The organism is Streptomyces fagopyri (genome assembly GCF_009498275.1).
Classification (GTDB): domain Bacteria; phylum Actinomycetota; class Actinomycetes; order Streptomycetales; family Streptomycetaceae; genus Streptomyces; species Streptomyces fagopyri.
In genome coordinates this window covers 8,246,075-8,261,274 of the sequence record NZ_CP045643.1, presented here as the reverse complement: position 1 = coordinate 8,261,274, position 15,200 = coordinate 8,246,075, and the positions used below count along the sequence as shown (strand labels likewise).

The 15,200-nt window shown below is 73.0% G+C and carries 12 protein-coding genes; 6 read left to right on the top strand and 6 right to left on the bottom strand.

Annotated elements, in window-relative coordinates; genetic code table 11:
* Positions 1–22: 22 nt before the first annotated feature.
* Positions 23–496 (bottom strand): NUDIX hydrolase, encoded by a 474-nt coding sequence (locus GFH48_RS35765; RefSeq protein ID WP_153292206.1) that lies wholly within the window; start codon positions 494–496, stop codon positions 23–25.
* A gap of 45 nt (positions 497–541) precedes the next feature.
* Positions 542–2,149, bottom strand: coding sequence for an apolipoprotein N-acyltransferase (gene lnt / locus GFH48_RS35760; protein ID WP_153292205.1), 1,608 nt, complete (start codon positions 2,147–2,149; stop codon positions 542–544).
* Positions 2,150–2,449: 300 nt separating this feature from the next.
* On the opposite strand from lnt, the gene GFH48_RS35755 reads away from it, so the two are divergent.
* Complete coding sequence (locus tag GFH48_RS35755) at positions 2,450–3,523, top strand: O-antigen ligase family protein (protein WP_153292204.1); 1,074 nt, start codon at positions 2,450–2,452, stop codon at positions 3,521–3,523.
* Positions 3,524–3,608: 85 nt separating this feature from the next.
* Here GFH48_RS35755 and GFH48_RS35750 read toward each other — a convergent pair whose 3' ends face one another.
* Together GFH48_RS35750 and GFH48_RS35745 are read right to left on the bottom strand one after the other, a co-directional pair.
* Complete coding sequence (locus GFH48_RS35750; RefSeq protein WP_153292203.1) at positions 3,609–4,154, bottom strand: hypothetical protein; 546 nt, start codon at positions 4,152–4,154, stop codon at positions 3,609–3,611.
* Positions 4,155–4,259: 105 nt separating this feature from the next.
* Positions 4,260–5,045, bottom strand: coding sequence for a glutamate racemase (locus GFH48_RS35745; RefSeq protein WP_194280771.1), 786 nt, complete (start codon positions 5,043–5,045; stop codon positions 4,260–4,262).
* Positions 5,046–5,103: 58 nt separating this feature from the next.
* Between GFH48_RS35745 and GFH48_RS35740 the strand changes: the two genes are divergently transcribed.
* The gene (locus GFH48_RS35740) at positions 5,104–6,279 is read left to right on the top strand and encodes a glycosyltransferase (RefSeq protein ID WP_153292202.1); all 1,176 of its coding nucleotides are present in this window, start codon (positions 5,104–5,106) and stop codon (positions 6,277–6,279) included.
* An 8-nt stretch (positions 6,280–6,287) separates the two neighbouring features.
* Here the strand turns inward: GFH48_RS35740 and GFH48_RS35735 are convergent, their stop codons facing one another.
* Complete coding sequence (locus GFH48_RS35735; protein WP_194280915.1) at positions 6,288–7,652, bottom strand: TerD family protein; 1,365 nt, start codon at positions 7,650–7,652, stop codon at positions 6,288–6,290.
* 282 nt (positions 7,653–7,934) lie between these two features.
* Here GFH48_RS35735 and GFH48_RS35730 point away from each other — a divergent pair, with 282 nt between their 5' ends.
* The 4 genes from GFH48_RS35730 to GFH48_RS35715 all read left to right on the top strand — a co-directional run bounded on the left by GFH48_RS35730 (position 7,935) and on the right by GFH48_RS35715 (position 12,666).
* Positions 7,935–8,378 carry a DUF6643 family protein gene (locus GFH48_RS35730; protein WP_153292200.1) on the top strand — a complete coding sequence of 148 codons (444 nt, stop codon included), beginning with the start codon at positions 7,935–7,937 and terminating at the stop codon, positions 8,376–8,378.
* 44 nt (positions 8,379–8,422) lie between these two features.
* The gene (locus GFH48_RS35725) at positions 8,423–9,250 is read left to right on the top strand and encodes an MOSC domain-containing protein (RefSeq protein WP_153292199.1); all 828 of its coding nucleotides are present in this window, start codon (positions 8,423–8,425) and stop codon (positions 9,248–9,250) included.
* Between the two features lie 222 nt (positions 9,251–9,472).
* Entirely contained in the window at positions 9,473–10,078 is a 606-nt protein-coding gene (locus GFH48_RS35720) for an Rv1733c family protein (protein ID WP_153292198.1), read from the top strand.
* Positions 10,079–10,236: 158 nt separating this feature from the next.
* Complete coding sequence (locus tag GFH48_RS35715) at positions 10,237–12,666, top strand: right-handed parallel beta-helix repeat-containing protein (protein WP_153292197.1); 2,430 nt, start codon at positions 10,237–10,239, stop codon at positions 12,664–12,666.
* Here GFH48_RS35715 and GFH48_RS35710 read toward each other — a convergent pair.
* On the bottom strand, positions 12,636–15,035 hold the full coding sequence (locus GFH48_RS35710) for a hypothetical protein (protein WP_153292196.1): 2,400 nt from the start codon (positions 15,033–15,035) through the stop codon (positions 12,636–12,638). The two genes, GFH48_RS35715 and GFH48_RS35710, sit on opposite strands and share 31 nt — an antisense overlap.
* Positions 15,036–15,200 lie beyond the last annotated feature (165 nt).

The following is a 15,200-nucleotide window of genomic DNA, read 5'->3' as shown; positions in this document are numbered from 1 at the left end:
GCTCATCTCACACAGTTCCGCTTCAGGTCGTGGTGTCGAACCATGCGGGTGCGGTGGACAGTGCCTGCTTGATCCGGAACATGGCGAACTCGTTCAGCTCCGGCAGGGCGTCGACCGAGAACCAGCCGACCTCCAGCGACTCGTCGTCGTTGACCCGCGCCTCGCCGCCGACGGCCCGGCAGCGGAACGTGACGTCCATGAACTGGCAGGTGTCGTCGTTCTCGTAGGTGACCGGATCCAGGGCCTGGACGAGCACGACGCGCTCGACGACGCAGTGCACGGCCGTCTCCTCGAACACCTCCCGCACGGCGCAGGCCGCGGGCTGCTCGCCCGGATCGGGGATGCCGCCGACGACCGACCACTTGCCGGTGTCCGTGCGCCGGCCCAGCAGCACTCTGCCCTCGTCGTCGAAGACGATGGCGGTGACTCCGGGGAGCCAGAGCAGCTGATGCCCCGCGGAGGCCCGGATCGTACGGATGAAGTCAGGAGTAGCCATGGCCCGACCCTAACGGTCCGCGTCGGGCACCCGGCCTCGGCCGCGCTAGACCGCGCGGCGCCCGCGGACCGCCCTGGCTCCGGCCCATCCGAGGCCGCCCGCCGCGACCAGCACCAGCAGCATCTCGGGGAGGATCCCCAGCCGCGTGGCGGGGGTCTCGGACGATCGCAGCGGGACCTTCTGGACCAGCGAGTCCGCCACGAACATCCCGGTCCGCCGGGTGATCTTCCCGTCCGGCATGATGACGGCGCTGACGCCGCTGGTCACCGGTACGGTGACGGTACGGCTGTGCTCCACGGCGCGGACCCGGGACATGGCGAGCTGCTGGTAGGTCATCTCGCTGCGGTCGAAGGTCGCGTTGTTGCTCGGCACCGAGATGATCTGCGCACCGTCCGTCACGGTGCTGCGCACGGCCCAGTCGAAGGCCGCCTCGTAACAGGTGACGAGTCCGACGCCGGTGCCGTCCATCGTGAAGACGCCGGGCTTGTGGCCCCGGCTGAAGTCCTGGCGCACCATCGTCGTCCAGTTCTTGTTGATCGCGCCGAGCAGCGAGCGCAGCGGAAGGTACTCGCCGAACGGCTGGACCTGCCGCTTGTCGTACGTGTCCAGGGGCCCCTTCACCGGGTCCCACAGGATCTGCTCGTTGTAGAGCTTGCCGTCCCGCTCGACGACACCGCCGACCGAGATGGGCACGCCGATGGCCTTGGCCGCGGTGTCGATGACCGCGCGGGCGTCGGAGTTGGTGAACGGGTCGACGTCGGAGGAGTTCTCCGGCCACAGCACGAAGTCGGGCCGCGCGACCTTGCCCGCCTTCACCTCGGCGGCCAGCCGCTCGGTCTCCCGTGCGTGGTAGTCGAGGACCGCCCGCCGCTGGGCGTTGAATTCGAGTCCCGCGCGCGGCACGTTGCCCTGGACCACCGCGACGGTCGCCGTGCCGTCCTCGGCCTTGTCGCTCACCAGCGAACGCGCGGCGAACGCTCCCGCCAGGGGGACCGCCACGCTCAGCAGCGCCACCGCTGCGGCGCCCCGTCGCACGACACCGGTGCGACGGCCGTCGACGACCTGGCGCACGACTTCGTACAACCCGAAACCGCAGAGCACCACCCCGAAGCCGAGCACCGGGGTGCCGCCCAGCGCGGCCAGCGGCAGGAAGACGCCGTCCGCCTGCCCGAAGGCGATCTTGCCCCAGGGGAAGCCGCCGAACGGCGCACGCGCGCGGGCCGCCTCTCCCGCGATCCACACCGCGGCGGCCCACAGGGGCCAGAGGGGCAGCCGGGACACCAGGGTGATGCCCGCGCCGACGAGCGCGATGTACACCGCTTCCACGGCGACGAGCGCCAGCCACGGCCCGGGGCCGACCTCGACACCGGTCCACACGAGCAGCGGCAGCAGGAAGCCGAGGCCGAACAGATAGCCGAGCCCGAGCCCGGCCTTCCAGGAGCGACCGCGCAGGACCCAGGCGAAGACCGCGAAGGCGGGCAGGGCCAGCCACGACACCGTGCGCGGCGGAAAGCTGACGTAGAGCAGCACTCCGGAGAGCGCCGCGGCGGCGGCCGGAGCGTATCGCCGTGCCAGTCTGGCCCCGCGCGATGCGGGCGCGGCATGGGGTTCGAGCTGTTCCGGCTCGTCTACGGGGGTTGCGGTGGCGGTCACCCGGGGAGTGTACGGCGCGTGACCTGGGCACCGACAGCACGGTCCGTCCCCACGCCTCTCCCGGAGGCTCGCACCGTCCGCGATCGGCCCCGGCCCCGGGCTCCGCACCGCCCAGGAGACGGATCACGCGTCCCGGAGGCCGCTCACCGCCCTCCGGATGCATCGTTTTTCTGCGCAAGTCATCCACAAACCGGCGCATCAGCCGTTACGGTGTGCCCGAGCCTCTGACGTGGCCGGATTGCGGCCATGACGGTCGGGGTTCGCCACGGGTCGGGGGGCAATGGGGTGGGTTCCACGGGGATGACGTCCGCGGCCGGTACGACGGCCGTGAACGAGAGACGAAACGTTTCGGACGCCGCGGGTGTGGTCGTGCTCGGATCCTGCGCGGTCTGGTCGCTGATCACCGCGGCCGTGCACGACGGACGCCCCGAGGGCGTCCTGCTGGCGGTGCTCGCGATGGCCGCCGGCTACGCCTCGGGCCGGATCCTGGGCGCGGTCGCACCGGTCGCCGCCCCCTGCGCCGGGGCCCTCGCCGGACTCGGACTGGCCCTCACCGCGCGGTACACCACCCCGGGCCCGCAGGTCACGGTGGTGCTCGGGCACACCGGCGCCACGGCGGCTCTGCTGACCCTGTCCGTCGCGGCGGCGTGCTGCGCGGCCTGGGCGGCACGTCCGCCGGCTCTGCGGCTCGCGCTGCGACTGCTGGCCGTCGGGATCACGGTGACCGCCGCCGTCCTCGGCTCGGCCGCGGGATGCGCCCTCGGCGCCGCGGTACTGCTGTGCTCGCTGGCCGCCGACCGCGTGCGGCGCCGCGCTCTCGGCCTCGGGGGCCTCACGCTCGCCGCGGCGCTGGTCACGTCGACGGCCTGGGCCATCGCCGAGGACGCGCTCCCGGACGGACTGACCGCCTCCCTCGAGGGCCAGCTCACCGAGCACCGGGTGCTGCTCTGGCGGGACGCGCTCCATCTGGCCGGCCGGAATCCGGCACTGGGCGTGGGACCGGGCCGCTACGGAGAGCTCAGTCCGACGATCGCGCAGGCGCCGCTGCCCGACGGCAAGCCCCACTCCGCCGCGCTGCAGCAGGTCGCCGAGCAGGGCGTGGTCGGCGCTCTGCTGCTCGCCGCGCTGTTCTGCTGGGTCCTCTACTCACTGTGGCGCTCACCGCGGTCCACGCCGATCGCGCTCACGGCGGGCGCGGCGCTGACCGCCCTGGCCGTCATCGCTTCGGTGGGCAACGCGCTGAGCTTCACCACGGTGACGGCGGGCGCGGGACTGCTCGCCGGTCTCGCGACGGCAAGACCCCTGGCGGACGGATGTCCGGACAACGCCGTCAAGGAGGACGAGCGCCTCTGGGCGCACCGGCTCGAACCGTGAGCCCGCTGATGCGGCTCGAACCGTGAGCCCATGAGCCCGTGAACCCCGCGACCTCATGACCGTACAAAAAGACAGGCGTGCGGGATCAGATCACGGTGCCGGGAGTGGCCGGCCGGAGTCTGTCCCGGATCACCCGTACGGCCGCCTCCGCGTTGTCCACCGTGATGGTGAACGTATGACCGTCCCCGAGCCGGAGCACCATGCCCTCGCCGCGCCGGACGATGACGGCGGTGCCCTTCTCGGGACGCCAGCGGTAGCCCCAGCCGCCCCACTGCCACGGCGTGACACTGGGCGCGAAGTCGGCGCCGACCACGTCCGCGAGGGGGATGCGGCGCCGGGGCAGACCGACATGACCGCAGCGCACTTCCAGGGAATCCTTGTCGACCTTCACGGCGACGTGCACGAAGGCGAGCGTGCCGAACAGGACGAGCAGTCCCGCGGCGATGCAGCCGACGACGGACATGGCGAGCGCGGCGACGCCCGAGTTCCATGTCGAGTCGACGGCCAGTTCGATGCCGAGCGCGATGCAGGCGGCCCCGGCGAGCGCCGGAAGCCACTGGACCCGGTTCGTCGCACGCCCGGTCCAGACATCGGAGTGCGGGATGTATTGGCCGTGGGGGTGGTCCCTCATGCCTAAGAGACTACTCATGTTCCGCAGCGCGGGCATCGGCTTGCGGAGCGTCACCGTTCCGGCCGGGCGGCCGCGGACGGAGGGTGTCCGAGCCGTGACCGGCGGTCAGCGGGCGGAGCCGACCGCCTGCAGGAGACGGCCCTCGTCGTATCCCAGCGCGGGCTCGGGCAGAGTCCCCACCCGGCCACCGAGAAGTACGGTGACGGTGCCTTCGGCGACCGCGCCCGGGTCCGGGACCGCGCCGATCCTGCGCAGGGCCTGCGCCGCGACGGCACCGGCGGACACGTGCAGGACGAGCGGCGGGAGGCCGGGCCGCTGCACGGCCGCGCGGATCCGTTGGGCGACCAGCTCGTAATGGGTGCAGCCCAGGACGACGGCCCTTACATCTCCGGGGGTCAGGGCGGCGGCCGCGGCGATCGCGGCGTCGATGCCCGCCTGGTCCCCGTGTTCCACGGCGTCCGCGAGCCCGGGGCACGGCACCTCGGTGACGGCGACCCCCTCCGCGAACTCGCGGATGAGTCCCCGCTGGTAAGGGCTGCCGGTGGTGGCGGGCGTGGCCCAGATCGCGACAGGACCGCCGCCGGCCGCCGCGGGCTTGATCGCCGGGACCGTGCCGATCACGGGCACGTCCGGTTCCAGGCGGGCGCGCAGGGCGGGCAGCGCGTGCACGGAGGCGGTGTTGCAGGCGACGATCAGCGCGTCCGGACGGTGCTCGGCCGCCGCCTCGGCGACCGCGAGCGCCTGCTCGTTGACGTATTGGGGCGTACGGGGTCCCCAGGGCATGGTGTCGGGCGCCGAGGAGAGGACGAGATCGGCGTCGGGCCGCAGCCGGCGTACCGCGGTGGCGGCGGCGAGCAGTCCGATTCCGGAGTCCATGAGCGCGATCTTCACCCGGTCACCATAGACGATCGGCCCCGGCGGGCCTTCTGGGTGGGGCAGACTGCCGCGCGTGAGTGCAGTCGCGTGGACCGCCGTGGGATCCCTGGCCGCCTGGCTGTGGCTGCTGCTCGGCCAGGGCTTCTTCTGGCGTACGGATCTGCGGCTGCCGCCGTGCCGGGAGCCCGACGCCTGGCCGCCCGTCTGTGTCGTCGTCCCCGCACGCGACGAGGCCGGCGTGCTGCCCGCGAGCCTGCCGACCCTGCTCGCGCAGGACTATCCGGGACGGGCCGAGGTCTTCCTCGTCGACGACGGCAGCTCGGACGGCACCGGGGAACTGGCCCGTGAGCTGGCCCGCGCGCACGGCGGCCTCCCCCTCACCGTCGAGTCGCCCGGGGAGCCGCCCGCGGGCTGGACCGGCAAGCTCTGGGCCGTACGCCACGGCATCGCGCTGGCCCGCACGCGTGAGCCCGTGTACCTGCTGCTGACGGACGCGGACATCGCACACGCGCCCGACAGCCTGCGGACACTGGTGGCCGCGGCGCGGACCGGCGGTTTCGACCTCGTCTCCCAGATGGCCCGGCTGAGGGTGGAGAGCGTGTGGGAGCGGCTCGTCGTGCCCGCGTTCGTCTACTTCTTCGCCCAGCTCTATCCCTTCCGGCGGATCGCGGTGAGGGGTTCACGCACGGCGGCCGCGGCCGGTGGCTGTGTGCTGCTGCGCGCGGACACCGCCGAGCGGGCCCGGATCCCGGACGCCGTCCGGCACGCCGTCATCGACGACGTGGCCCTCGCGCGGGCGGTGAAGGGCGTGGGAGGTCACATCTGGCTGGGGCTCGCGGAGCGGGTGGACAGCGTGCGCCCCTACCCGCGGCTGCGCGATCTGTGGCACATGGTCTCACGCAGCGCGTACACCCAGCTGCGGCACAACCCCCTGCTGCTCCTGGGGACGGTCCTCGGCCTGGTGCTGGTCTACCTGGTCCCTCCGCTCGCGCTCGTCACCGGGCTCGTCGCAGGGAACACGGGGGCCTCCGCGGCGGGAGGGCTCGCGTGGCTGCTGATGACGGCGACGTACCTTCCGATGCTGCGCTACTACCGGCAGCCCTGGTGGCTCGCTCCCCTGCTGCCGGTGACCGCGTTCCTGTACCTCCTCATGACGGTCGATTCCGCGGTGCGGCACTACAGGGGGCGCGGCGCGGCCTGGAAGGGCCGCACCTACGCGCGCCCCGACACCGCCCTCGACGAGCGCTGACGCTCCTGTCACTTCCGGCCGGGCGTCCAGTTCATGCCCCACCCGTAGACGCGGTCGACGGTGCGCTGCGGGCTCACGCCGCGTTCGGGCACGAGGTAGCGGGCCTCGCGCTGGACGATCAGGTCACCACCGCTGTTGGTGATCAGGGCGAGGGCGCAGACGGTCGAGGGCACGGTGCACTCGTCGAGCGAGAAGTCGACCGCCGCGCCGTTCGTCGGCTGGAGGGTGACCGTGGCGTGCAGGTCTGCGAAGGAGCGCGCGCCCTCGTAGATGGTCACGAAGATGAGGATGCGCCGGAAGCTCCGGCGGTGGTCGAGGTTGACGGTGAGGTTCTCGCCGCTCGCGACGGCACCGGTGCGGTCGTCGCCGTCGAGATGGATGTACGGCGGCTGGTGGAGCGCTCCGAAGGCGTTGCCGAGCGCCTGGACGACTCCCTTGCTGCCGTCGGACAGTTCGTACAGGGCACACAGGTCGAGGTCGAGGTCCGCGTGCATCGCGACGGCCCGGCCCCGCTTGCTGCCCCACCCCGAGAACTGTTTGCGCACCTGCCAGTTGAGGTTCACACGCATGGAACCGGATGTTCCGCCCTGTTTGGCCAGCGACACCGACGGGGCCTCTTTGGTGAGGGTGACCTTCGACAGACGCACCGGGGCCTGGGGCGGCGCGGGCGGTATGGGCGGCGGAGGCGGCGTCACGGCGGCGGGCGTGGGGACCGGCGGGGGCGGACCGGCCACGCGGGTGCCGGGCGCGGGCGGCGGAGAGGCGGCGGGCGGCGGAGTGGCCGGCCGAGGAGAGGGCGCGGGGGCGGGAGGGGCGGCGGACGGTGTCGCGTGCTGCGGCTCGTCCACCGCGATCCCGTAGTCCGTGGCCAGACCTTCCAGGCCGCTGCCGTACCCCTGCCCGACGGCGCGGAACTTCCAGGCGCCCTGGCGCCGGTAGAACTCCCCGAGGACGAAGGCCGTTTCGACCGTCGCGTCCCCGCTGTCGAAGCGGGCGACCTCCGCGCCCCGGCCCGCGTCGAGCACCCGGACGTACAGACCGGGCACCTGCCCGAAGGTGCCGCCGTCGGCGGAGGCGGCCAGCACCACGGTCTCGACGGCGGGCTCCACGCGCGCGAGGTCGACGAGCAGCGTGTCGGTCACCCGGCCCCCCGCGTCACGCTTCCCTTCGTGCCGCACGGCGCCGGAGGAGTGCTCCGGCTGGTTGTAGAACACGAAGTCGCCGTCGGACCGCACCTTGCCGGACACCAGCAGCAGCGCCGAGGCATCCGCGTCGGGCACTCCGGGGCCCGAACTCCAGCCCATTTCGACGCGCAGCGCACTCGTCGGCACCGGAACATTTGATCCTTTAGACATTGTCATGTCCGCCCCCATCATGTGCTCACCGCGCCAGGCCGTGCCCCCGGGCCGCCTCTCCGGCCCGTTGCCGACCAACCTATTCCTCCAGGGCCGGGAAGCGCCCGGAGAGCCCGGGAAGACCAATGGTCAACCCCCGGTAACCCCCTGGGAACTCGGCCTTTACACGATCTGAACCCGGCTTGACGCCCTTTTTTGCCGAGTTCGCTCGCATTGGGGATCCCGAGGTGTCGCCGACACGGAAAACAACCCTCTTATCGGTCTCCCCAACCAGCACATCGTGGGCTTAACTTATGTCCCATGACCTCCCCCCGCTCCACCTATGGCGGCGGTTACTACTCCGCGCCGTCCTTCCCGGACACCCCGATCTACGACTCGCTCGTCGCCGAGCGGGGCACCCCCCAGATCGCCCCGATCCGGGTTCCCGCCGCCTACGACACGAGCAGCAGCTACCTGCCCGCGCTCCCGTCGGCACTCCCGGCCCTGCCCGCCGGGCCCTCCCAGCAGGTCCCGTCCTACGGCGGCTACCCGCAGGCCCAGCAGCCGTCCCCGCTGCAGCAGGCCCCCGCGCCCTACATCCCGCAGCAGGTCGGCGCCCCGCGCGGCTACCCGGGACCGCAGCAGCAGCCGCAGCGCCCGATGGCGACCGGTACCGGCTACGAGGCGATGCGCCCCGCCGCGCCGCGCCCCGCCCCGGCCCCCTACCAGGACCCGTACAACAACCAGCAGTACCGCGGGTACTGAGGTCTCGGGACGGCATTGTCGGCGCCGCCTGACACGATGGCGCCATGGGGAACGCGGAGCTGCACTCGATCCACGTCCATCCGGTCAAGGCGTTGCGCGGTCAGTCGCCGCGGGACGCCGTGGTGGAGCCTTGGGGTCTGGCCGGGGACCGGCGCTGGGCATTGATCGACGACGGGGGAAAGGTCGTCACCCAGCGGCAGCAGCCACGTCTGGCGCAGGCCGCCGCCGAGCTCATGCCCGGCGGCGTTCGGCTGTCCGCTCCCGGCCGTGCCCCGCTCGGCGTCCCGGTGCCCGAGCCGACGGCCGCCGGCAGGGTCGCGGTGCACCTCTTCGGTGACAAGGTGGAGGCAGTCCTCGCCGGCACCGCCGCGCACGTCTGGTGCAGCGAGTACCTGGGGTCCGAGACACGCCTCGTCCACATGGACGATCCCGCCACCCGCAGGCCCGTGGACCCGGAGTACGGGCGACCGGGCGAGACCGTCAGCTTCGCGGACGGCTATCCGCTGCTGCTCACCACCCTCGCCTCCCTGGACGCGCTCAACGCCTTGATCGCCCGTGGTGACCGCGCCCACGAGGGACCGCTTCCGATGAACCGCTTCCGGCCGAACGTGGTGGTGTCGGGCACCACGGCCTGGGCCGAGGACGACTGGACCCGCGTCACCATCGGCGAGGTCGCCTTCCGGGTCACCAAGATGTGCGGCCGCTGCGTCGTGACCACCACCGACCAGGACACCGCCGAGCGCGGCGGGGAACCCCTGCGCACGCTCGGCCGCCATCGCCGCTTCGGGTCCCGGCTGATCTTCGGACAGAACCTGGTGCCGGAGTCCACCGGCACCGTGCGCGTCGGCGATCCGGTCACGGTCGTGGCCTGACCGGCGCGATCGGTTTCCAGTCGCCCTTCAGCCCCTGTCCGGCCCGGGACCCGCACACGGGAACCCGAGCCCCGGGCACGCTCGTTGAGGCTGTGTGAGAAATTCATGAGAGGACCGCGGGAACCGCGGGAGGGGTGATGTCGCTCTCCCCTTCCCCGGCCCGCTGGTGATCGGCTCGGCCGGGGGTTGTCACGGACGTGGAAGGCGGAAGGGGGCGCGGCGATGCGCGCGATCGGGGGGCTCTGGCGCTGGCGGCACAATCCGCTGCGCCGCGGAACGGATCTGGCCGAGGCCTGGCTGGCCCTGCTGGCCCTCGTACTGATCGCCGTCGTCGCTCCCCTGACCGGTGCCCTCGCCGGAGCCGCCGCCGAGCACGCCCTCCAGCAGTCCGTCCGGGACCAGCACAGAGCCCGGCACGAAGTGGTGGCCACCGTGGTCAGGAAGCTGTCGCGCGCCCCGCTGGAGCCCGACCCCGAGGCCTCGTCGGCGCAGGACCCGCACAGCCGTGTGCTCGCCGACTGGACCGCGCCGGACGGCTCCGCGCACCACGGCGGGGTGATCACGGTGCTCAGATCCCCGCACCGGGGCGACCACTTCACGCTCTGGACCGACCGGCACGGCCGGCTGGTCGGCCGCCCGCTGGACCCGGCCGCGGCGACCACGCACGCGGTGCTGGCCGGGGTCGGCGCGGCCCTCATGGCCGTGGCGCTGCTGGAGGCCGCACGGCGCCTGATCGTCTGGCGCATGGTCCTTGGCCGGTACGCCCGTTGGGATCAGGCGTGGGACAGGGCGGGCCCGGACTGGGGCAGGACGGGTACCGGCAGTTGACCGCCTTCCCGCTCCGGTCAACCCTCCGTCTCCGCGCACGCTACGGTGGGACGGCCGGACTGCTCGGAATCGTCGTGAGAAGCTGTTCTTGATCGCGACGGCGTTTCAGCACGGCCTCGCAGGACCCGCGTACGACGAGGTGGGGGCAGAACAGCGCCATGGCACAGGGCACGGTCCAGGTGACGCACACCGGCACCTCGCGGTGGCGGCGCCGCACGGGAGAGTACGCATCGCTGGCCGCGGCCCTGGAGGCGGCCGCCGACGGCGACGTCCTCACCGTCGCCCCCGGAACCTACCGGGAGAACCTCGTCGTCCAGCGCGCAGTGACGCTGCGCGGTCCCGAGGGTTCGCCCGGCTCCGTGCGCATCGCGCCCGTGGACGGGGTGCCGTTGACCGTCCGCGCCTCCGCCGTGGTCCAGGATCTGCACGTGGAGGGCCAGGACTCGGCCGCGCCCGCGCTGCTCGTCGAGGAGGGCACCCCGGAGCTGCTGGACATGCGGATCGTCACCCGGTCCTCGGCCGGCATCGAGGTGCGCGGCGGCGCGCGTCCGACCGTGCGCCGCTGCACGGTCGACAATCCGGCGGGCGTCGGTATCGCCGTACTCGACGGCGGCGGTGGGGTGTTCGAGGAGTGCGAGGTCGTCGCGGCCGGGCAGTCGGGCATCGCGGTCCGCGGGGGCGGCCGCCCCCGCCTGGAGCGCTGCCGGGTGCACCACACCTCGGGCGCGGGTCTGTCGGCCACCGGCAAGAACTCCTCGCTGGAGGCCGTCGGTTGTGAGGTCTACGAGGTCAAGGGCTCCGGGGTGCAGATCACCGGCCGGGCCGCCGCCCACCTCACCGACTGCGATGTGCACCGTACGACCTCGGACGGCGTCACGCTGGACACGGACGCGGTGCTCACACTCGCCGACTGCCGCATCCACGACATCCCGGAGAACGCGGTCGATCTGCGTTCCCGCTCGGTCCTCACCCTCACCCGCACCACTGTCCGCAAGTTCGGGCGCAACGGCCTGTCGGTGTGGGACCCGGGCACGCGTGTGGACGCCAACCAGTGCGAGATCTTCGACAGCACGGGCGACTATCCGGCGGTCTGGGTCAGCGACGGCGCCACCGCCGTACTGGAGTCGTGCCGGGTGCACGACGTGCCGGACGCCCTGTTCGTCCTCGACCGGGGTTCGCGCGTGGACGTCGTCGACAGCGACCTCTCCCAAGTACGCAACACCGCCGTGTCGGTGAGCGACGGCGCCACCGCGCAGCTCGACGACTGCCGCATCCGGGACGCCGCGACGGGCGCCTGGTTCCGCGACCACGGAAGCGGCGGAACGCTGTCCGGCTGCACCGTGGACGGCACCCAGACCGGTGTCATCGTCACCAAGGGCGCCGACCCCACCATCGAACGCTGCACGGTCGACTCCCCCGCCGAAGCGGGCTTCTACGTGTCGGCGGCCGGTCGCGGCAGTTTCCACCACTGCCGGGTGACGGGCAGCGGCGGTTACGGCTTCCACGTCATCGACGGCTGCCGCGCGACGCTGAAGAAGTGCCGTACGGAACGCTGCGCACGCGGGGGCTACGAGTTCGCCGACGGCGGCAACACGGCGGGCGGCGGCCCGGTCGTCGAGGACTGCACGAGCGACGAGAGCGCCGGAGCGCGGTCCCCGGCCCCCGAGACGGCCGTCCAGACGTCCGGTCCGTCCGCCGGTCTGCTGGGCGCGATCCCGGGCCAGCGCACCACCGAGCAGGAGTCGCCCGCGGCGTCCGCGGAGCCCGAGCAGCCCGCCCGCTCCTCCAAGGCCGTTCTCGGCGAACTCGACACGCTGGTGGGCCTGGAGAGCGTGAAGCGCGAGGTGCGCGCCCTCACCGACATGATCGAGGTGGGCCGTCGTCGTCAGGAGGCAGGCCTCAAGGCGGCCTCGGCGCGGCGCCATCTGGTCTTCACCGGCTCCCCCGGCACCGGCAAGACGACGGTCGCCCGGCTGTACGGCGAGATCCTCGCCTCGCTCGGCGTCCTGGAGAAGGGACACCTGGTCGAGGTGTCCCGCGTGGACCTGGTCGGCGAACACATCGGCTCCACGGCGATCCGCACCCAGGAGGCCTTCGACCGGGCGCGCGGCGGTGTGCTCTTCGTCGACGAGGCGTACGCGCTGTCGCCGGAGGACTCGGGACGCGACTTCGGCCGCGAGGCCATCGACACGCTGGTCAAGCTGATGGAGGACCACCGGGACGCGGTCGTCGTGATCGTCGCGGGGTACACGGCGGAGATGGAGCGCTTCCTCACGGTCAACCCCGGTGTGGCGTCCCGCTTCTCCCGGACCATCACCTTCAGCGACTACATCCCCGAGGAACTGCTGCGGATCGTGGAGCAGCAGGCCGAGGAGCACGAGTACAGTCTCGGGGCCGGCGCCTCCGAGGCCCTGCTGAAATACTTCACGGCCATCCCCAAGGGACCGGCTTTCGGCAACGGCCGCACCGCGCGGCAGACCTTCGAGGCGATGGTCGAGCGGCACGCGGGCCGGGTCGCCCAGCTCGACGAACCGAGCACGGACGACCTGACCCTGCTCTACGCCGACGATCTTCCGGAGCTGCCCTGAGCGTCCCCGTCGGGACGCGGGCCCGGCACGTCGTGCCGCAACCGCGCCAGCAGGCGCTCCCGCTCCTCGGCGAAGGCCGGATCCGCCTGGTACTCCGAGTGCCCGAGGATCGGCGCGGGCAGAGGGTTCTCCAGGGTGCGTCCGTAGACGAGCGGGTCCTCCAGGGGCGCGCGGTCGACCTGGGGGCCGCAGTCCCCGGGCAGGCGTACGGGGCCGCCGATGGGGTCGGTGAGCCGGTACAGGTTGCGCCAGCAGTCGACCTCGCGGTGCAGCGAGACGAGGGCCGCCGGCCCGAAGTGGGCGGGGAACCAGCGCCCGTAGAGCCGTTCCAGCGGTGAGCCGTAGGTGAGCAGGGCGACCCGTCTGCGGACCGAGGGCCGCAACTGCCAGGCCGCGGCGGCCGCCAGCACACTGCCCTGGGAGTGCCCGGACAGCACGATGCGACCGCCGGTGGTACGGGTCCAGGTGACCATGCGCCAGGTCAGGTCGGGCACGGCGCGCTCGGCGTAGCAGGGCGGCGCGAAGGGGTGGGCTGCGCGCGGCCAGAAGGTGCCGACGTCCCAGAGGATGCCGATGGTGCGGCGGGCCGCGGGGTCCTTGTAGGCACGCCGGCCCGAGGCGACGAGCAGTATGAATCCGAGCCCGATCAGCCAGGACCCGAGGGACTGCGCGGTTTCGGCGGCGCCGTGGACGAAGGCGTACGACCCTCGCGCGGCCCGGGCCGGCGTGTCGCCGGTCGTCAGCGCGCCCACCAGGGCTCCGGAACCGAGGAGCAGCGTCACGAAGGAGAAGGTCCCGACGGCGAGGGGTGCCCGGTCGGTGAGGGCGGCCATGGCGCGGGTGCCGGCGATGCGGCGGGTACGGGCTCTGTCCTTGGGCTCCCCGCGGTAGTCGCGCTCCACCGCGCGCGTCTCCCGGGCGCGCAGACGCCAGGTGCGCAGGGCCAGTCGGCCGCAGAGTCCGAGGAGCACGAGCAGCGTCAGCGGGATCACGGACGCCTGCCAGGTCAGCAGGACGGGCGGCCCCGGGAGCGAGCCCTGCGTGCCGTCCAGCCAGTCGGCGACGCGCTGGGCCACTCCGCCGGACATCACACCGCCCAGGGCGCAGGCCAGCATCGCGACGGCGGGCCCGGCCAGCCCTCGCATCGCCGTGCGTGTGTCGGCGGGGGTGTCCTCCGTCCGTACGGCAGCGCCGCCCCCCGGGAGGCCGCGGTACAGGACGCTCGCCACCACACCGAGCGCGACGACGAGCAGTCCCTGGCCGAGGGCGATGCCGCCGAAGGCCGCGTCACCGGGCAGCCGGCCCGTCGACCGCCAGCCGGGCCGTGACCAGCCGGCGTACAGCAGGGTGAGAACGAGCAGGAGGGTCGCGCCCACCGGCAGCGCGCGTACCAGTCTCGCGTCCAGTTCGCGGTCGAGGCGGTGCTCGCTGCGCCCGCGACGGCAGACCACCCACAGCACGACGACCGCGCCCGCCGCGAGGACCGTGTACAGCGACCGGCCCAGGAACCCGAGCAGGACGGGACCTGCGGCCTCGCTGTCGAAGCTGGCCGCGGGGCCGCCGACCGCCGCGGTGACCGTCAGCAGACCCGCGGCGGTGTGCGCCGCGCGCAGCCGTGCCACCAGGCGGCGCCCGTACCAGAAGCCGGGGCGGCCGAGCGCGGTGGGGTCGGTCTCCTCCTCGGGTTCGGCCGCGCGGGACACCGGCAGCTGGGATTCGTACGCGCTCCAGGTGCGGTGGGACAGGTACCACAGCAGGCAGGTCAGGGCCGTGGGCACCACGCAGGCCAGGGCGAGGCGGCGGCCGGGCCGGCTCCACCAGCCGTCGTGGGACAGCTCGGGGGAGAGGAAGGCCGGCCAGGAGTGTTCCTCGGCGCAGGCGCGGGTGCCCGCGCACTGCCAGGCGGCCAGGTCGAGGGCGACCTCGCAGGCGGCGGCGACCAGCAGCACGGTCAGGGTGAGACCGGTCAGCCGGACGAGCAGCCCGTAGAGGCGGACCGTCCGCCGCCGGCCGCGGCCGGCGGGGCGCATCCAGTGGGCGAGGTTGACGACCATGAAGGGCAGCAGCAACAGCCACAGGGCACGGGTGCCGTTGCCGGAGGTGAGGTTGCACCACACATAGGCCTCGGGGACCGGTCTGCCCCGGTAGTCGTCGGGGCGCCGCTCCGCGTCGGCGTCCTCGCGGCGCCGGTGGACGGCCGCGACGTCGTCGCCGCTGATCCGGACCGTGCGCGGATCGTCCAGCATCTCCTCGGGCGTGGTGCCACCGACTCCGTGGACCAGGAGTTCGAGGGCGGTCTCGGCCGCTTCGGGCCGTTGCGCGGGGCCGGTGAGCTCTCCCGCCGAGGTCTGTTCCCGTGCGCGCTCCACTCTTCCTGTGCTTCCCCCGTGCCGTGTCCGTCCCTGTGTCATGGGCCGGGAACAAGGATCTCCGCCGGGGGCCGCGCCCGCACCGATGGTCACGGAATCTCCCCGATACGTGTGACGGCGCCGTGAAGGGAGTGGAGCGGTGTCCTCACAGGGAGTGGCGCCACT